The sequence below is a fragment of the Streptomyces sp. NPDC001348 genome, from assembly GCF_053597535.1.
In genome coordinates, this window is sequence record NZ_JBSFIK010000004.1 from 59640 (window position 1) to 77628 (window position 17989).

Consider the following 17989-nt stretch of genomic DNA (forward strand, 5'->3'; position numbering starts at 1 on the left):
ACCGATTGTTCGGTCGTCGGCACATTTTGGCTACAGGGCCCCGGAGGCTGTGGACAAACGGTTCTCCACAGCCTGCAATGAACGCAGGGCGTCCACGGCAGGAAGGTGGGGGGACATGGCATCTGAACAAATGGCCGCGGGCCCGGAGTCCGATGCCGTCCTGCCGCCGCCGCGTCCGCTGGACGCCGTCGACCAGGACATCCTGCGGATGCTCCAGGCGGACGGCCGCGCGTCGATACGGTCGGTCGCCGAGCGCGTCCACGTCTCCCGCGCCAACGCGTACGCGCGCATCAACCGCCTCATCGAGGACGGAGTGATCCGTGGTTTCGGTGCCCGCGTCGACCACGAGCGGGCGGGGCACGGCACGTCGGCGTACATCACCCTGAAGATCGTGCAGAACACCTGGCGCACCGTGCGCGAGCAGCTCAGACAGCTGCCGGGCGCCTCGCACATCGCACTGGTGGGCGGCGACTTCGACGTGCTGCTCCTGGTGCACACCCCCGACAACAGGGCCCTGCGCGAGCTGGTGCTCACCCGGCTCCAGGCCCTCCCGGAGGTGCTCAGCACCCGCACCCTGCTGGTGTTCGAGGAAGAGGACCTGGAGCCGGAGGGCTGACCCGGCGGAGCCGGGCGTCAGCGTTCGCTGCGCAGCCCCGAGAAGACCAGCCGCACCACCGCGTCGGACACCTCGCGCGCGCCCGTCCCGCGCCCGTCGGGGCGGTACCACTCCACGATCGAGTTGATCATCCCGAAGACCAGCCGGGTCGCCAGGCGCACCTCCACGTCGCCGCGCACGTCCCCGTCGCTCGCCGCCGCCTTCAGCAGCTCGGCCACCCGGTGGTCGAAGTCGCGCCGCCGCTCCAGCGCCCAGCGTTCGGTGGCGGTGTTCCCCCGCACACGCAGCAGCAGCGTCACGTAGGGCAGCTCGGCCAGCAGCACCTCGACCATGCGCCGGACGACGTGCTCCAGGCGGTCCGCGGACCGCCCCACGCGCGCGGGCTCCTCGTCGAGGATCGCGAAGAGGCCGTCCAGCGCCCGGCTGACGGCCCGGCGCAGCAGTTCCTCCTTGCCGGTCACGTGGTGGTAGATCGACGACTTGGAGATGCCGGCCGCCTTGGACAGGTGCTCCATGGAGGTGCCGTCGTAACCGCGCTCGTTGAAGACCCGCACGGCGACCGAGAGAAGGGTCTCGGGGGTGTAGGGGTCACGTCTGGCGGTGGTCATCACGCGCCCTCCCGCTTCTCGGTGGCGTGCGAGTGCCGGTAGAGCGCGAGGGACGGTGCGTAGCGTCCGCAGGGGTCGCACACGTGCAGCTCGTCCAGCAGGTCGTAGGCCCAGTCGCGGCCGAGCCTGCGGCTCCACTCGAAGGGGCCGAGAGGGTAGTTGACGCCCAGGCGCATCGCCGTGTCGATGTCCTCCTCGGTGGCCACGCCCTTGGCGACGGCGTCGTGGGCGAGGTCGACGATCCGGGCGACCGTACGGGCGACGATCATGCCGGGGACGTCCCCGACGATGCTGACGTCCTTGCCGAGCGCCTGGAAGAGGCCGGTGGCCTCCCGCACGGTCTGCGGCGGGGTGTCCTGGGCGGCGGACAGGGCGACGCGGGTGGCACGGCGGTAGTCGAGGGCGAGGTCGAAGTAGACGACGTCGCCGAACTCGACGGAGGTCTGCCCGTCGGCGAGCACCAGCTGCCCGCCGCTGGGCAGGATCAGGCGGGTGCCGTTGTCCTCGTCCTCCTCGCGGACCCGGATGCCCGCCTCGCGGATCAGCGTGAGCAGTTCGGCCGCCGGGCCCAGGCGGCCCTCGGCGATGACGTAGGAGGGTGCCTGTTCCTTGTCGGCGGTGTGCGGCTCGGGGCGCTCGGCGCCGTCGGCGTAGTCGTACCAGCCGTGTCCGGTCTTGCGGCCCAGGCGCCCGGACTCGACCAGGCGCCGCTGGGCGAGCGAGGGCGTGAAACGCACGTCCTGGAAGAAGGACTGCCACACGGAGTGCGTGACGGACTCGTTGACGTCCTGTCCGATGAGGTCCGTCAGCTCGAAGGCACCCATCCGGAAGCCGCCGCACTCACGCAGGACGGCGTCGATGGTCGCCGGGTCGGCGGCCTGGGCCTCCAGGACGGCGAACGCCTCCGCGTAGAACGGGCGGGCGATGCGGTTGACGATGAAGCCCGGGGTGTCGGCACAGGCGACCGGGGTCTTGCCCCAGGCGCGGGCGGTCTCGTACGCGCGCGTGGCCGAGGTGACGTCGGTGGCGAACCCGGAGACGACCTCCACCAGCGGCATCAGCGGCGCGGGGTTGAAGAAGTGCAGGCCGACGAAACGTCCGGCGCCCCGCAGCGCGCCGCCGATGGCCGTCACCGACAGGGAGGAGGTGTTGGTGGCGAGCAGGCAGTCCTCGGCGACGATGTCCTCGAGCTCGCGGAAGAGCTCCTGTTTGACGTCCAGCCGCTCCAGGACGGCTTCGACGACCAGGGCGCAGTCGGCGAGCTCGGCGAGGCTCCCGGCCGGCCGGAGCCGGTCGCGGGCGGCGTCCCGTTCGGCGCCGGTGAGCCGGCCCTTCGCCACGAGCCGGTCCAGACGTGCGCCGATCGCGGCGGCCGCCTCCTGGGCGCGCCCGGGGACGGCGTCGTACAGCCGGACGGGTTGGCCCGCCACCAGTGCGACCTGGGCTATGCCCTGGCCCATGGTGCCGGTGCCGACCACGGCCACGGGGCTGCTGAGGTCGAGTGCTGTCATGGGCGCGATCCTCCCGCACATGGTTTTCCACAGATGCGGCGGACCCCCTTGTCCCGACCGATCGTTCGGTTACTCTAACTCTGTCCGGCCTTTCCTGCCCATGGTTCTGCTGTTTCTGCCCAGGTCATGAGCTCGACGAAGAGCTCTTGAGACGAGGAGTTGGTCCCGCATGGCCGCCGAACTGAACGCGCACGAGCTGATCGCCAAGCACCGGCCCACTCTCGACCAGGCGCTGAAGGCGATCCGCACACGCGCGTACTGGTCCCCCCACCCCGAGCACCCGAAGGCGTACGGCGAGAACGGCAGCCTGGACGCGGCGGCGGGCAAGGCCGCCTTCGACGCCCTCCTGGGCGGCCGCGTCGACCTCGGCCAGCCCGGCACGGACGACTGGGTGGGCGGCGAGGTCTCCCCCTACGGCATCGAGCTGGACGTCACCTACCCGCACGCGGACGCCGACATCCTGCTGCCCGCGATGCGCGCCGGGCAGGGCGCGTGGCGGGACGCGGGCGCGGAGACCAGGGCCGTGGTCTGCCTGGAGATCCTGAAGCGGATCAGCGACCGGACGCACGAGTTCGCGCACGCGGTCATGCACACCTCCGGCCAGGCGTTCATGATGGCGTTCCAGGCCGGCGGCCCGCACGCCCAGGACCGCGGCCTGGAGGCGGTGGCGTACGCGTACGCGGAGCAGGTGCGCACCCCCGACTCCGCGGAGTGGACCAAGCCGCAGGGCAAGCGCGACCCGCTGGTGCTCACCAAGCACTTCACGCCCGTCCCCCGCGGCATCGCACTGCTCGTCGGCTGCAACACCTTCCCGACCTGGAACGGCTACCCGGGCCTGTTCGCCTCCCTGGCCACCGGCAACGCGGTCCTGGTCAAGCCCCACCCGCGCGCGGTGCTGCCGCTCGCCCTGACCGTGCAGGTGGCCCGCCAGGTGCTCGCCGAGACCGGCTTCGACCCGAACCTGGTCGCCCTGGCCGCCGAACGCCCCGGCGAGGGCATCGCCAGAACGCTGGCCACCCGCCCCGAGATCCGGATCATCGACTACACGGGCTCCACGGAGTTCGGCGACTGGCTGGAGGCCAACGCCCGCCAGGCGCAGGTCTACACCGAGAAGGCCGGCGTCAACACGGTGATCGTGGAGTCGACGGACGACTACCAGGGCATGCTCTCCAACCTGGCGTTCTCGCTGTCCCTGTACAGCGGCCAGATGTGCACCACCCCGCAGAACCTGCTGGTCCCGCGCGACGGCATCCGCACCGACCAGGGTCCCAAGTCCTACGACGAGGTGGTCGCCGACCTCGCCCTCGCGGTCGACGGCCTGCTCGGGGACGACGCGCGCGCGAACGCCCTGCTCGGGGCGATCGTCAACCCGGACGTCAAGGCCCGTCTGGAGGCCGCGGCGGGCCTCGGCGAGGTCGCTCTCGCCTCCCGCGAGGTGACCAACCCCGAATTCCCCGGGGCGGTCGTGCGCACCCCGGTGATCGTCAAGCTGGACGGCGCGCGGAAATATTGGGAGGGGGCTGACGACGAGGCCGCCTTCATGAGCGAGTGCTTCGGCCCCGTCTCCTTCGCCGTCGCCGTCGACTCGGCGACGGACGCGGTGGAGCTGCTGCGGCGCACGGTCCGCGAGAAGGGCGCGATGACGGTCGGCGCGTACACCACCGACCAGGAGGTGGAGCGCGCGATCGAGGAGGTCTGCCTGGAGGAGGCCGCCCAGCTGTCCGTCAACCTCACCGGCGGGGTGTACGTCAACCAGACGGCCGCCTTCTCCGACTTCCACGGGTCGGGCGGCAACCCGTCGGCCAACGCGGCCCTGTGCGACGGCGCCTTCGTCGCGAACCGCTTCCGGGTGGTGGAGGTCCGCCGGGAGGCGTAGGGCCGCCTGCCGGAACGCTCAGACGGGTGCGCCCCCGGTGGCGCTCCAGTGGTACAGCGTCATGGCCACACTGGTCGCGAGGTTGTAGCTGGAGACCTGGGGGCGCATCGGCAGGGACACCAGATGGTCGGTGCGGGCGCGCAGCTCGGCGGACAGGCCGCTGCGCTCCGAGCCGAAGGCGAGCACCGCGTCGTCCGGCAGCTTCAGGCCCCGGATGTCCTCGCCCTCCGGGTCGAGGGCGAACAGCGGCCCGGGCGGGAGCTCGGCCACGGCCAGCCGTTCCACGGCGGTCGCGAAGTGCAGCCCCGCCCCGCCCCGCACCACCGTGGGGTGCCAGGGGTCGAGCGTGCCCGTGGTGACGACCCCGGTCGCCCCGAAGCCGGCGGCCAGCCGGATCACGGCGCCCGCGTTGCCCAGGTTGCGCGGATCGTCGAGGACGACGACGGGTGCGCGGCGCGTGGCGTGTGCCAGTTTCTCCAGGTTGGCCGCGCGGGACGGCCGTACGGCCAGGGCTGCCACGGCGGTGGGGTGCGGCCTCGGCACCAGGGACGCGTACACCGCCTCCGGCACCTCCGCCAGGAGCGCGTCCAGCGTGTCACGGACGTCCGGGGCCAGTTCGCCGGCGAGGGCGAGCGCCGCCGGCCGGTCCGTGGTGACCGCCACCGGTACCTCGGCCGCGAAGCGCACCGCGTGCTTGAGGGCGTGGAAGCCGTCGAGCAGCACACAGCCGGCGGCGCGTTCGCGCCAGCGGGTCAGGGGATCGGTCATGCCCCGAAGCCTACGTGGGCGGACTCGTGGCCCTCCGGGGAGCGCGGCGCAGGCAGGCCGGGGCCGCCGCGCCTGGTCAGCCGCCCACGCGCGTGCGCCGCCCAGCCGCCGAGTCCGCGAAGGAACGACGTCGGCAGGAACACCGAGTCCGCGGCGATCATCGCGAGCGAGAAGAAGGGCAGCCCGAGGACGACCGCGATCACGGCGTGCTCGGTCATCATCGCGGCCAGCAGGACGTTCTTCACCCGCCGGTTGAACAGCGTGAACGGGAAGGCGACCTGCACCACGACCGTCCCGTAGGTCACCAGCATGACCAGGGTGCCGTTGGCCGACAGCAGGTCGGCGAGGGCCGGCCAGGGCGAGAAGTAGTCCAGGTGCAGCGGGTAGTAGACGGCGGTGCCGTCCTGCCAGCGCGAACCCTGGATCTTGTACCAGCCTGCCGTGGCGTAGATCAGGCACGCCTCCGCCATGATCACGAACAGGGCGCCGTTGTGCACGATGTTCGCGATCACGTCCAGCAGGATCCGGGGCTCCTGCGAGCGCGCCCGACGCCCCACCACCCACCACAGGCCCTGCGCCAGCCACATCGACCACAGCAGCACGGGGACGAGCAGACCGCTGTCCAGGCGGCCGGCCACGGTCACCCCGGCCAGCGCGAGACCGAGCACTCCCCACAGGAGGGGGCCCGTCCGGTCGGCGACCCGCTCCCCGCGCGCGTGCGCGGCCGCCGCACGCTCCTCCCGCCCGGCGTCCAGGGACCACACCCGGCCGCAGCGGGTGAACACCAGGTAGATCGACATCAGGTGCAGGACGTTGTCGCCGCCGTCGCCCACGAAGACGCTGCGGTTCTGCAGCGAGAGCACGCCGACCATGAACAGCACGGACGCCGTACGGGTGCGCCAGCCCAGCAGGAGCAGGGCGCTCGCGACGACGGCGAGGACGTAGAACACCTCGAACCAGGCCCGCCCGTCGGTCCACATCAGGGCGGTGAAGGCTCCGTTGTCGGAGGTCAGCCTGTGGGCCATGGCCCAGCTCCAGGGACCGTCCGGGCCATAGAGCTGCTCGCGGTGGGGGAACTCGCGCAGCAGGAACAACAGCCAGGTCCCGGCGAAGCCGATGCGGATCACGGCCGACTGGTAGGGGCCGAGGGGCGACTCGGTGACCTGGGCGATCCCGCGGGAGACCGAGAGCACGAGACGGTTCACCGCACACCCCCGGCGGTCTCGTCCCGCGTCACCGTCCACCAGGGCAGCAGGCGGTAGAAGGGCTTGTCGGAGACCTGTTCACGGCTCCACGAGGGCGGCGGAACGTCGGTCGTGCGGGAGCGGACCTGCACGCGCCGGACGACGCCCTTGCCGGCGCCGCCCTCGGTGTACAGGCGCCTGACCACGATCCGGCGCAGGTACTCCTCGGAGAGGGAGCCGCGCAGGCCCACCGGGCGGTTGTCGGAGCCGTGCGTGGCGAGGAAGAAGTCCCAGGCCCGGCGCAGTTCGTTCTGTTCCGTGTGGCTGGGCAGGAGACTGCCGTCTATGGCCTCACCGTCCTGGGCGGACAGGTCGTACCAGCCCGTGGTCGTCACGGTTCCGTCGGCCGCCCGCAGGTCGGCGCGGACCTCCACCGCTATGTTCTGCTGCAGCGGGTTCGGGGCGAACAGCTTCCAGTTCTGCTCGAACTCCGGGTAGATCCACTCGTCTATCGCCCTGCCGTGCTGCTTCGTCACCGTGTTCGCCGGTGCGACATGCAGGAACACCATCCCGAGATGCACGCAGGCGGTCACCGCGACGGCCGCGAGCGCCAGGGCCGCACCGATCTGGTAGCGGGGGGAGAGCGCGGCGACACCGGTACGGGGGGTGCCCGGAACGGGGCCGGGGCGGCCGGTGCGGTCCTCGGCGGAGCCGGGGCGGCCGGAGGTGTCCTCGGCGGGGCCGGGGCGGCCGGAGGTGTCCTCGGCGGGGCCGGGGCGGCCGGAGGTGTCCTCGGCCGGCCGGTCCGTCGTGTCCGGCACGGGCAGGGGACGCGTCCCGTCCGACCCGTCCGGCCCCGGCGGGGCCTTCGAGTCCTCGTCGTGCGCGTCCATTCCGCCCCGTTTCCAGATCACCGCTGAAGTTGCCCGGCCGCCCCGACACGGACAGGCCACCGCCGCGGGCGGGCCGGATCGGCCCATGGGCCCCGCGCATCTCCTCGGCGCCCGCACGGAACGGTACTCAGCCTCACCCGTCCGGCGCAGCCCCGAAGCACAGCCGATGCGGTACCGCACGGTGGAGGAGAGGGTGGCGGGCAAGGTGACGGGAGGTTGTCCACAGGCTGCCGGTCCGGTTTTCCACAGCGGTTGACACCTCGCGGCGGCTCACCGCACCATTGAATCGCACGGACCGAACGATCGGTCGGGACAGAGTCCCAGCAGAGCCCGAGGTCAGGGGGACCGCATGGCGACAGCAGCCGCCCAGCGCACAGCCGGCGGGGCGCAGCACGCCCAGGACACCGCCGGCACGGCGGCGTACGAGCGCGCCTTCGAGGCCGCCGTGGCAGCGGACGAGCGCATCGAGCCCCGCGACTGGATGCCCGACGCCTACCGCGCGACGCTGGTCAGGCAGATCGCCCAGCACGCCCACTCCGAGATCATCGGCATGCAGCCGGAGGCCAACTGGATCACGCGTGCACCCTCACTGCGCCGCAAGGCCATCCTCATGGCCAAGGTCCAGGACGAGGCGGGCCACGGCCTGTACCTGTACAGCGCGGCCGAGACCCTCGGCACCGGCCGGGAGGAACTCCTCGACAAGCTGCACAGCGGCCGCCAGAAGTACTCCTCGATCTTCAACTACCCCACCCTGACCTGGGCCGACGTCGGCGCGATCGGCTGGCTGGTGGACGGCGCCGCCATCACCAACCAGGTGCCCCTGTGCCGCTGCTCCTACGGCCCGTACGCACGCGCGATGGTGCGCATCTGCAAGGAGGAGTCCTTCCACCAGCGCCAGGGATACGAGCTGCTGCTCGCCCTCAGCCGTGGCACTCCGGAGCAGCACGCGATGGCGCAGGACGCGGTGAACCGCTGGTGGTGGCCGTCCCTGATGATGTTCGGGCCGCCCGACGACGCCTCGCGGCACTCCGCGCAGTCGATGGCGTGGAAGATCAAGCGCCACTCCAACGACGAGCTGCGCCAGCGCTTCGTCGACATCTGCGTCCCGCAGGCGGAGTCGCTGGGCCTCACCCTGCCCGACCCGGACCTGAGGTGGAACGAGGAGCGCGGGCACCACGACTTCGGCGCGATCGACTGGACGGAGTTCCAGGAGGTCCTCAAGGGCAACGGCCCGTGCAACGAACAGCGGATCACCCAGCGCCGCCGGGCACACGACGAGGGCGCCTGGGTGCGGGAGGCGGCCGCGGCGTACGCGGCCAAGCACGCCGGCGAGAAGACCGGTGGGACAGGAGCGAGCCGAGCATGACCCCTACCGACTGGCCCCTGTGGGAGGTCTTCGTGCGCTCCCGCCGCGGCCTTTCCCACACCCACGCCGGCAGCCTGCACGCACCGGACGCCGAGCTGGCGCTGCGCAACGCACGCGACCTGTACACCCGGCGCGGTGAGGGCGTCTCGATCTGGGTGGTCCCCGCCTCCGCGATCACGGCGTCCTCCCCCGACGAGAAGGACCCGTTCTTCGAACCCGCCGCCGACAAGCCGTACCGGCACCCGACGTTCTACGAGATCCCGGAGGGGGTGAAGCACCTGTGACGACGACCGCCGTGCCCATGACGGCCGCCCTCGCCCTCGGCGACGACACCCTGGTGCTCTCGCACCGCCTGGGCGAGTGGGCGGGACACGCGCCCGTCCTGGAAGAGGAGGTCGCCCTCGCCAACATCGCCCTGGACCTGCTGGGGCAGGCCCGCGTCCTGCTGTCGATGGCCGGGGACGAGGACGAACTGGCCTTTCTGCGTGAGGAGCGCGCCTTCACCAACCTCCAGCTCGTGGAGCAGCCGAACGGCGACTTCGCGCACACCATCGCCCGCCAGCTGTACTTCTCCACCTACCAGCACCTGCTTCATGCCGAACTGGCCTCGGGGGACGGCCCGTTCGCCCCGCTCGCGGCGAAGGCCGTCAAGGAGGTCGCCTACCACCGCGACCATGCCGAGCAGTGGACCCTGCGGCTCGGTGACGGCACCGCGACCGGACACGAGCGGATGCGGCGGGCGTGCGAGGCGCTGTGGCGGTTCACCGGTGAGATGTTCCAGCCGGTGGAGGGCCTTGACGTGGACTGGACGGGACTGGAGAGGGCCTGGCTGGAGTCCGTCGGGGACGTGCTGCGCCGGGCCACCCTGACGGTGCCCGAGGGGCCGCGGTCCGGGGCGTGGTCGGCCGGCGCGGGTCGGCAGGGCCTGCACACCGAGCCGTTCGGGCGGATGCTCGCCGAGATGCAGCACCTGCACCGCAGCCATCCGGGGGCGTCGTGGTGACGGCGGCGACTCCCCTCGAGACCGAGCTGCTCCGCGTCGCGGGCTCGGTCCCCGACCCCGAGCTGCCCGTGCTCACCCTTCGGGAACTGGGCGTGGTGCGTGCGGTGCGCCTGCGCGGCACGGACGCCGTGGACGTCGAACTGACGCCGACCTACACCGGCTGCCCGGCGATCGAGGCGATGTCCCTGGACATAGAGCAGGCACTGCGCGCACACGGTATGCGCGAGGTCAGCGTCCGGACGGTCCTCACGCCCGCCTGGTCGACCGACGACATCACCGACGAAGGGCGGCGCAAACTGCGGGAGTTCGGGATAGCTCCGCCACGTGTGCGCCGGGCCGACGGGCCGGTCGCCGTGGCCCTCGGACCGACCCGCGCCGGCGAGCAGGCTGCGGCCGAGGAGCCCGAGCCGGTGCGCTGCCCGCACTGCGGATCCGCCGACACCGAGCTGCTGAGCCGGTTCTCCTCCACGGCCTGCAAGGCGCTGCGGCGCTGTCTGGCCTGCCGGGAACCGTTCGACCACTTCAAGGAGCTGTGATGGCCCGTTTCCACCCGCTCCCGGTGGCCGCGGCCGACCGGCTCACCGACGACTCGGTGGCCCTCACCTTCACCGTCCCGCCGGAACTGCGCGAGGAGTACCGGTACACGCCGGGCCAGCATCTCGCGCTGCGGCGCCGGGTCGACGGGGTCGAGACCCGGCGGACGTACTCGATCTGCTCGCCGGCTCCCGAGCCCGGCGGCGAGGGGCCGCGCACCCTGCGGATCGGGGTGCGGCTGGTCGAGGGCGGGGCGTTCTCGACGTACGCGCTGAAGGAGGTGAACGTCGGGGACGAACTGGAGGTGATGACCCCGGCCGGGCGGTTCACCCTGGAGCCCGCTCCCGGTCTGTACGCGGCGGTGGTGGGCGGCAGCGGCATCACCCCGGTGCTTTCGATCGTCTCCACGCTGCTGGCACGCGAGCCCCGCGCCCGGTTCTGCCTGATACGCAGCGACCGAACGGCCGCCTCCACCATGTTCCTGGAGGAGGTCGCCGATCTGAAGGACCGGTATCCCGAGCGGCTGCAGCTGGTGACCGTGCTGTCCCGGGAGGAGCAGCGGGCGGGGCTGCCGTCCGGACGGCTGGACCGGGAACGGCTGACGGAGCTGCTGCCGGCACTGCTGCCGGTGGGCGAGGTGGCGGGCTGGTTCCTGTGCGGGCCCTACGGGCTGGTGGAGGGCGCGGGGCGGGCACTGCGGGAGCTCGGGGTGGAGCGGGGGCGGATCCACGAGGAGATCTTCCACGTGGACGCCGGTGCGGCACCGGCGACGGTCACCGCGGCCCCCGCGCACAGCACCGTGACCGCCCGGCTCGACGGACGCGGCGGCACCTGGCCGGTCCAGGACGGCGAGTCCCTCCTGGAGACGGTGCTGCGCAACCGCCCCGACGCGCCCTACGCCTGCAAGGGCGGGGTGTGCGGCACGTGCCGGGCCTTCCTGGTGTCGGGCGAGGTGCGCATGGACCGCAACTTCGCGCTGGAGACGGAGGAGACGGAAGCCGGGTATGTGCTGGCCTGTCAGTCGCACCCGGTGACGGAGAAGGTCGAGCTGGACTTCGACCGCTGAAGCGCCGTTTCCCACTCGCCGTTTCCCACTCACCGTTCGCCTTCGAACCGTTCCCTTCTTCTAGAACCTGTTCTATCTTGACGGACCGTCAGGTCAGCACCGCCGGACGGGCGGATCCGCCAGGAGGACAGGACCGTGGACTTCACCTTCACCGAGGAGCAGCTGGCGGCGGCCGAGGCGGCCGGCGGCGTGTTCGCCGGCGTCGCGCCGGACGAGGTGCCGAGCCCGGCACTCACCGCGGGCGCCGTCGCCGAGGACTTCGACCGGGCGCTGTGGTCCAGGCTCGCCGACGCCGACCTGCTGAGCCTGCTGCTCGACCCCGGGTACGGCGGCGCGGGTCTGGACGCCATCGCGCTGTGCCTGGTGCTGCGGGAGTCCGCGAAGGTGCTGGCCCGGGTACCCCTGCTGGAGAGCAGCGCCGCCGCGGCTGCCATACAGGCCTACGGCGGCGAGGAGTTGCGGGCCCGGCTGCTGCCGCCCGCCGGGCGGGGCGAGCTCGTACTCACCGTCGCCGCGCACGGCCGCACCGGTCATGACCCGGCCGAACTCGCCGTGACCGCACGGCGGGACGGCGCCGACTGGGTGCTGGACGGGATACAGACGGCGGTGCCGTGGGCGTACGGCGCCGACCTCGTCGTCGTGCCCGCGCACACCGGTGCCGGCCGGACCGTCCTCGCGCTGGTCCCGCTCGGCCACGACGGCGTCGTGCTCGCCGAGCAGGTCTCCACCAGCGGGGAGCGGCTGGGCGAGCTGCGTCTGCAGTCCGCGCGGATCGCGGCCGGGGACGTCATCGACACCGACGGCGCCTGGGAGTGGCTGCGTGCGCTGCTGGCCACGGGGACCTGCGCGCTGGCGCTGGGACTGGGCGAACGGGTGCTGAGGATGACCAGCGACTACACCGGCAAGCGGGAACAGTTCGGTCACCCGATCGCGACCTTCCAGGCGGTCGCCGTGCAGGCCGCCGACCGGTACGTCGACCTGCGGGCCATGGAGGCCACCCTGTGGCAGGCCGCCTGGCGCATCGCCTCCGGGGCACCAGGAGCGCTGCCCGCCGCGGGGGACGTCGCCGTGGCGAAGATCTGGGCGGCGGAGGGCGTACGACGGGTCGTGCAGACCGCGCAGCACCTGCACGGCGGATTCGGCGCCGACACCGACTACCCCCTGCACCGGTACCACGCCTGGGCCAAGCATCTGGAGCTGTCGCTCGGCCCGGCGGCCGCGTACGAGGAGACGCTGGGGGACCTGCTCGCGGCCCATCCTCTGGGCTGACCGCCCGCCCCCCGGGCGCCGGGGCTACAGAACGTGCCCCGGCTGTCCCTGGTCCGTGACGACGGGACGGCCCGCGGCCGCCCAGACCTGCATTCCGCCGTCCACGTTCACCGCGTCGATGCCCTGCTGGATCAGGTACATCGTGACCTGGGCCGAACGCCCGCCCGAGCGGCAGATCACGTTCACCCGGCCGTCCTGCGGGGCCGCCTCGGTCAGCTCCCCGTACCGCGCCACGAACTCGCTGATGGGAATGTGCAGCGCCCCCTCGGCGTGACCCGCCTGCCACTCGTCGTCCTCGCGAACGTCCAGCAGGAAGTCGCCGTCCTTCAGGTCCGTGACCCCGACCGTCGGCACATCAGCTCCGAAAACCATGTCCCAGACGCTACCCGAAGAGGCGGGCGGACTGGCCGGACTACCCCTGCGCCAGCAGTGCCGCCAGCTCCGCCTCCCGCTCCGCCACGTCCCTGCGGAGCTTCTCGGCGATCTCCTCCAGGAGGGCGTCGGGGTCGTCGGGGGCCAGGCGGAGCATGGAGGCGATCGCGCTGTCCTCCAGTTCACGGGCCACCATGGCGAGCAGCTCCTTGCGCTGCGCCAGCCACTCCAGGCGGGCGTACAGCTCCTCCGCGCGGCTCGGGAGCCGCTCGGCGAGGGCGGGTCCCGCGGCCCACTCCTCGGCCAGCTCCCGCAGCAGCGCCTCGTCGCCGCGGGCGTAGGCGGCGTTGACGCGGGTGATGAACTCCTCGCGCCGCGCCCGCTCGGGTTCCTCCTGCGCCAGGTCCGGGTGGGCCTTGCGGGCGAGCTCCCGGTAGAGCTTGCGGGCCTCCTCGCTGGGGCGGACCCGCTGCGGGGGCCGTACCTCCTGCTCGGTGAGCATCGCCGCGGCCTCCGGGAACAGACCGTTGCCGTCCATCCAGCCGTGCAGCAGTTCCTCGACACCGGGGATGGGCATCACCCGGGCCCGCGCCTCCTCGGCCCGCCGGAGGTCCTCGGGGTCACCGGTGCGGGCGGCCCTGACCTCGGCGATCTGCGCCTCGAGCTCCTCGAGCCGGGTGTACACCGGGCCGAGCCGCTGCTCGTGCAGCCGGGAGAAGTTCTCGACCTCGACGCGGAAGGTCTCCACCGCGATCTCGAACTCGATCAGGGCCTGCTCGGCGGCCCGCACGGCCCTCTCCAGCCGCTCCTCGGGCCGGGGCGGCTGGGACTGCTCAGCTTCCGGGGTCGTCACCCGACCAGCGTAGGCCACCGGGGGCCGCGCCCGGGCCCGGCGCTCAGCTCCCCCCGGAAGCCGCCGGCGCGCCGAACGCGGCGCACCCCCGGGACGGTGGCGAACCGGACCGCGCCCTCCCCGCCGCTCGGCCTGCCGTGCCTCGGTGCCTCACACGCCCAGCTCCGCCGCGATCCGCCCCGACCGCACCGCCGCGACCAGGTCCGCGTGGTCCGCCTCCGTGCGGTCGGCGTACGCGACGGCGAACGCGGCCATCGCCTCGTCCAGTTCCTCGTTCTTGCCGCAGTAGCCGGCGATCAGCCGGGGGTCGACGCTGTGGGAGTGGGCGCGGGCCAGCAGTGCGCCGGTCATACGGCCGTAGTCGTCGACCTGGTCGGCGGCGAGCGCGGCGGGATCGACGCTGCCCTTGCGGTTGCGGAACTGCCGTACCTGGAACGGCCGGCCGTCGACCGTGGTCCAGCCCAGCAGGATGTCGCTGACCACCTGCATGCGCTTCTGGCCCAGCACCACCCGGCGGCCCTCGTGACCGGCGGACGGCGCCGCGAAACCGGCCGACGCCAGGTGCGGGACCAGCGCGGAGGGGCGGGCCTCCTTCACCTGCAGGACCAGTGGTTCGCCGCGGTGGTCCAGGAGCAGCACGACGTAGGACCGGGTGCCCACGCTGCCCGTGCCGACGACCCGGAACGCCACGTCGTGCACCGCGTGTCGGGACAGCAGCGGAAGCCGGTCCTCGGAGAGGGTCGTGACGTAGTCCTCCAGGGACGCCGCCACCGCCGCCGCCTCCGCGTCCGGTATGCGGCGCAGCACCGGCGGCGCGTCGACGAAGCGGCGCCCGCCGCCCTCGACGCCTTCGGTCGACTTGGCCGCGAACCGCCCGCTGGTGTTGGCCCGCGCCTTCTCCGAGACCCGCTCCAGCGTGCCGAGCAGATCGTGCGCGTCGGTGTGCGAGACGAGTTCCTCGTCGGCGATGGCGTTCCAGGCGTCCAGCACCGGCAGCTTGGCGAGCAGCCGCATGGTGCGCCGGTAGGCGCCCACCGCGCCGTGCGCCGCCTGACGGCACACGTCCTCGTCGGCGCCCGCCTCCCGGCCCGCCAGCACCAGTGAGGCGGCGAGCCGCTTGAGGTCCCACTCCCAGGGGCCGTGCACCGTCTCGTCGAAGTCGTTGAGATCGATGACCAGGCCGCCGCGCGCGTCGCCGTACAGACCGAAGTTGGCCGCGTGCGCGTCACCGCATATCTGGGTGCCTATGCGGGTCGTGGGGGTGCGGGCCAGGTCGTACGCCATGAGCCCGGCCGAGCCGCGCAGGAAGGCGAACGGCGTCGCGGCCATCCTGCCGACCCGGATCGGCGTGAGCTCGGGGAGCCGGCCGCGGCTCGACTCCTCCACGGCGCTCACCGCGTCCGGGCGGGATCCGTCGAGCTCCAGGGCGCTGTGCGCACCGCGCGGCACGCTTGCCCGCAGCGCCTTGCCCTCCCGCTTCGGCGAACCCTGCGGCGGCCATGCGGCGAATCCGCGCACCCGGGGCAGCCGGCGCACCTCTCCGGTGTCCGCCCCCACTCCGCCTTCCGTTCCCGTCACCGCAGCACCGGTCTCGGTCATCGCGACCGCCTCCCCCGAACCCACTCGCACGAACATCAACGCCTGCAGACCGTACAGCCGGTGGTGGTGACGCGTCGGACCCTGTGGACGACTGCACGCCTGTGGAAACCGCCGGTCGGACCGCACAGGCGGCACGGACCCCTCACCCTCACCCGCGCGCGTGTGCGTGGGTGCCGACGGTTCTCGGACCGGCGGCACGACCTGACCCTCCCGCGGCCGACCGGCGCGACCCGCGCGCAGGTGCCGCGCCTGCCCCGGGCCCCCACGGCACCACCCCGGCCGCCTGCGCGCCGCTCACGGTGACGGCTTCCGCCGTACCGGCCGCACGTACTCTGCGACCCCGAACGACCTGAGAGACTCATCACATCGCACGCCGGTCCCACAAACGGCTACGGGCCCATCGTGATGATCACGATGGGCCCGTAGCCATTGTGCGCGAGGGGGGAGTTGAACCCCCACGCCCTTGCGGGCACTGGAACCTGAATCCAGCGCGTCTGCCTATTCCGCCACCCGCGCATTGGGTGTGTCCTCCGGCTCCGGCCCCTGCGGGCCGTTCCCCTTCCGACACCCAGAACATTAGCACGTCGTACGGGGCGGATTCACATCCCTTCCGTCCCCCCGGCCTGCGGGTGACGCCGCCCACGCCCGCGCCCCCGGCCGCGCCTCCGGCCGCCGGTCACGTATCAAGGAGTACCTGTTCACGTATCAACCTCGTACCGGTCCCGGCCATCTCCCAGGAGGGAGGCCGGGTCCACAGCCGGGTGCGGGACACTGGTCTTCACACACCTCTACGATCCTTGACAAGAGGAGTTCGAGAGGGAGGCGCCCGGGGAACCGGCTCTTTGCCGGGCGCGTGGATACGATCAGTAAGCAGTACCAGGTAACGCAGCACGGCAAGCAGCACCCGAACAGCACGGCAAGACAGGACGACAGCGACGGAGGAGGTGCCCCATGGGAGTCCTGAAGAAGTTCGAGCAGCGCCTCGAAGGTCTGGTCAACGGCACCTTCGCCAAGGTGTTCAAGTCCGAGGTCCAGCCCGTGGAGATCGCCGGTGCGCTCCAGCGGGAGTGCGACAACAACGCCACCATCTGGAACCGCGACCGGACCGTCGTACCCAACGACTTCATCGTGGAACTGAGCGCGCCCGACCACGAGCGCCTCAGCCCCTACTCGGGCCAGCTCGGCGACGAGCTCGCCGGCATGGTCCGCGACTACGCCAAGCAGCAGCGCTACACCTTCATGGGACCGATCAAGGTCAACCTGGAGAAGGCCGACGACCTCGACACCGGTCTGTACCGGGTGCGCAGCCGCACTCTCGCCTCCTCCAGCAGCCAGCAGGCCCCCGCGGCCCCGGCCTCGGCCCCGCCCACCGGACGACCCGCCCCCGGCGGATACGGCTACCCGCCGCCCGCCGCCGCCCCGCCCATGCCGGCCGCGCCGCCCCCCGGCGCCCGCCCCGGCGGATACGGCTACCCGCAGCCCGCCACCCAGCGGCCCGCGGCCGCCCCGATGAGCGGCGGGCGCACCCGCTACTGGATCGAGATCAACGGCACCCGCCACCAGATCTCCCGCCCGACGCTCGTGCTGGGCCGCAGCACCGAAGCCGACGTGCGGATCGACGACCCCGGCGTCTCCCGCCGGCACTGCGAGATCCGGACCGGAACGCCCTCGACGATCCAGGATCTCGGCTCCACCAACGGCATCGTGGTGGACGGGCAGCACACCACCCGCGCTACGCTCCGCGACGGCTCGCGGATCGTCGTGGGCAGTACCACCATCATTTACCGGCAAGCCGAAGGGTGAAGCGGGGGCAATGTCAGAGCTGACCCTCACGGTCATGCGGCTGGGTTTCCTGGCCGTACTGTGGCTGTTCGTGATCGTGGCCGTGCAGGTCATCCGCAGCGACCTGTTCGGTACGCGCGTCACCCAGCGCGGATCGCGCCGGGAGGCCGCGCGCCCGCAGCAGGCCGCGGCCCGGCAGCAGGCCGCGCCCCCGCAGCAGCGCGGCCAGCAGGGCGGCGGCCGCCAGCGCCGCAACGCCCCCTCCAAGCTGGTCGTCACCGAGGGGACCCTGACCGGCACCACCGTCGCGCTCCAGGGCCAGACCGTCACCCTGGGCCGCGCCCACGACTCCACGATCGTGCTGGACGACGACTACGCCTCCAGCCGCCATGCCAGGATCTACCCGGACCGCGACGGCCAGTGGATCGTCGAGGACCTCGGCTCCACCAACGGCACGTATCTGGACCGGTCCCGGCTGACGACCCCCACGCCCATCCCGCTGGGCGCGCCGATCCGCATCGGCAAGACCGTCATCGAGCTGCGGAAGTAGTGCTACATCATGGATAGGCGCGAGCGGAGCGAGCACGCAGCGGCGGACCGCACCACGGCCCCCGGCGCGCTCCCGACCGGAGGGTGGGCAGTGTGGCTCGACACGACCGGCTGTACCCGGAGCCGACAGGCGAGGTGCG

General features: G+C 72.4%; 18 protein-coding genes and 1 tRNA gene. 10 read left to right on the top strand and 9 right to left on the bottom strand.

Annotation, left to right across the window (positions count from 1 at the left end):
• The first annotated feature begins 115 nt into the window (after positions 1 to 115).
• Positions 116 to 616, top strand: a complete 501-nt coding sequence (locus ACWC21_RS05425; RefSeq protein ID WP_450878397.1) for an Lrp/AsnC family transcriptional regulator — start codon at positions 116 to 118, stop codon at positions 614 to 616.
• A 17-nt stretch (positions 617 to 633) separates the two neighbouring features.
• Here ACWC21_RS05425 and ACWC21_RS05430 read toward each other — a convergent pair whose 3' ends face one another.
• Both ACWC21_RS05430 and ACWC21_RS05435 read right to left on the bottom strand, forming a co-directional pair.
• Complete coding sequence (locus ACWC21_RS05430; protein WP_450878399.1) at positions 634 to 1224, bottom strand: TetR/AcrR family transcriptional regulator; 591 nt, start codon at positions 1222 to 1224, stop codon at positions 634 to 636.
• Positions 1224 to 2735, bottom strand: coding sequence for a 3-hydroxyacyl-CoA dehydrogenase (locus ACWC21_RS05435; RefSeq protein ID WP_450878401.1), 1512 nt, complete (start codon positions 2733 to 2735; stop codon positions 1224 to 1226). The genes ACWC21_RS05430 and ACWC21_RS05435 overlap by 1 nt, the downstream gene beginning before the upstream one ends.
• Before the next feature lie 169 nt (positions 2736 to 2904).
• Between ACWC21_RS05435 and paaN the strand changes: the two genes are divergently transcribed.
• Positions 2905 to 4611, top strand: coding sequence for a phenylacetic acid degradation protein PaaN (paaN, locus tag ACWC21_RS05440; RefSeq protein WP_450878403.1), 1707 nt, complete (start codon positions 2905 to 2907; stop codon positions 4609 to 4611).
• An 18-nt stretch (positions 4612 to 4629) separates the two neighbouring features.
• Here paaN and ACWC21_RS05445 read toward each other — a convergent pair whose 3' ends face one another.
• The 3 genes from ACWC21_RS05445 to ACWC21_RS05455 are packed head-to-tail and all read right to left on the bottom strand — an operon-like array spanning position 4630 to position 7456.
• A complete protein-coding gene (locus tag ACWC21_RS05445) occupies positions 4630 to 5379 on the bottom strand; it encodes a TrmH family RNA methyltransferase (RefSeq protein WP_450878405.1) in 750 nt (249 codons plus the stop codon).
• Positions 5376 to 6584, bottom strand: a complete 1209-nt coding sequence (locus ACWC21_RS05450; protein ID WP_450878407.1) for an HTTM domain-containing protein — start codon at positions 6582 to 6584, stop codon at positions 5376 to 5378. The genes ACWC21_RS05445 and ACWC21_RS05450 overlap by 4 nt, the downstream gene beginning before the upstream one ends.
• On the bottom strand, positions 6581 to 7456 hold the full coding sequence (locus ACWC21_RS05455) for a DUF5819 family protein (RefSeq protein WP_450878409.1): 876 nt from the start codon (positions 7454 to 7456) through the stop codon (positions 6581 to 6583). Before ACWC21_RS05455 ends, ACWC21_RS05450 begins: the two co-directional genes overlap by 4 nt.
• 349 nt (positions 7457 to 7805) lie before the next feature.
• Between ACWC21_RS05455 and paaA the strand changes: the two genes are divergently transcribed.
• From paaA to ACWC21_RS05485, 6 genes are all read left to right on the top strand, one after another.
• Positions 7806 to 8822 carry a 1,2-phenylacetyl-CoA epoxidase subunit PaaA gene (paaA, locus tag ACWC21_RS05460; RefSeq protein WP_450878411.1) on the top strand — a complete coding sequence of 339 codons (1017 nt, stop codon included), beginning with the start codon at positions 7806 to 7808 and terminating at the stop codon, positions 8820 to 8822.
• Positions 8819 to 9106, top strand: a complete 288-nt coding sequence (gene paaB, locus ACWC21_RS05465) for a 1,2-phenylacetyl-CoA epoxidase subunit PaaB (RefSeq protein WP_389144353.1) — start codon at positions 8819 to 8821, stop codon at positions 9104 to 9106. The genes paaA and paaB overlap by 4 nt, the downstream gene beginning before the upstream one ends.
• Before the next feature lie 17 nt (positions 9107 to 9123).
• Complete coding sequence (paaC, locus tag ACWC21_RS05470; protein ID WP_450878805.1) at positions 9124 to 9825, top strand: 1,2-phenylacetyl-CoA epoxidase subunit PaaC; 702 nt, start codon at positions 9124 to 9126, stop codon at positions 9823 to 9825.
• Positions 9822 to 10361, top strand: a complete 540-nt coding sequence (gene paaD, locus ACWC21_RS05475; RefSeq protein WP_450878413.1) for a 1,2-phenylacetyl-CoA epoxidase subunit PaaD — start codon at positions 9822 to 9824, stop codon at positions 10359 to 10361. The genes paaC and paaD overlap by 4 nt, the downstream gene beginning before the upstream one ends.
• Positions 10361 to 11425, top strand: coding sequence for a 2Fe-2S iron-sulfur cluster-binding protein (locus ACWC21_RS05480; RefSeq protein WP_450878415.1), 1065 nt, complete (start codon positions 10361 to 10363; stop codon positions 11423 to 11425). The genes paaD and ACWC21_RS05480 overlap by 1 nt, the downstream gene beginning before the upstream one ends.
• A gap of 135 nt (positions 11426 to 11560) precedes the next feature.
• Positions 11561 to 12694 (top strand): acyl-CoA dehydrogenase family protein, encoded by a 1134-nt coding sequence (locus ACWC21_RS05485; protein ID WP_450878417.1) that lies wholly within the window; start codon positions 11561 to 11563, stop codon positions 12692 to 12694.
• Between the two features lie 24 nt (positions 12695 to 12718).
• On the opposite strand, the gene ACWC21_RS05490 is transcribed toward ACWC21_RS05485, so the two are convergent.
• From ACWC21_RS05490 to ACWC21_RS05505, 4 genes are all read right to left on the bottom strand, one after another.
• The gene (locus tag ACWC21_RS05490) at positions 12719 to 13048 is read right to left on the bottom strand and encodes a rhodanese-like domain-containing protein (RefSeq protein WP_450878807.1); all 330 of its coding nucleotides are present in this window, start codon (positions 13046 to 13048) and stop codon (positions 12719 to 12721) included.
• A 58-nt stretch (positions 13049 to 13106) separates the two neighbouring features.
• On the bottom strand, positions 13107 to 13919 hold the full coding sequence (locus tag ACWC21_RS05495; RefSeq protein ID WP_450878419.1) for a hypothetical protein: 813 nt from the start codon (positions 13917 to 13919) through the stop codon (positions 13107 to 13109).
• 150 nt (positions 13920 to 14069) lie between these two features.
• Positions 14070 to 15518, bottom strand: coding sequence for a DUF2252 domain-containing protein (locus ACWC21_RS05500; protein WP_450878420.1), 1449 nt, complete (start codon positions 15516 to 15518; stop codon positions 14070 to 14072).
• A gap of 432 nt (positions 15519 to 15950) precedes the next feature.
• Positions 15951 to 16034, bottom strand: a tRNA-Leu gene (locus ACWC21_RS05505).
• A gap of 435 nt (positions 16035 to 16469) precedes the next feature.
• On the opposite strand from ACWC21_RS05505, the gene ACWC21_RS05510 reads away from it, so the two are divergent.
• Together ACWC21_RS05510 and ACWC21_RS05515 are read left to right on the top strand one after the other, a co-directional pair.
• Complete coding sequence (locus ACWC21_RS05510; protein ID WP_450878422.1) at positions 16470 to 17321, top strand: FhaA domain-containing protein; 852 nt, start codon at positions 16470 to 16472, stop codon at positions 17319 to 17321.
• Positions 17322 to 17331: 10 nt separating this feature from the next.
• Entirely contained in the window at positions 17332 to 17850 is a 519-nt protein-coding gene (locus ACWC21_RS05515; protein ID WP_388792592.1) for an FHA domain-containing protein FhaB/FipA, read from the top strand.
• The last annotated feature ends 139 nt before the right edge of the window (positions 17851 to 17989 follow it).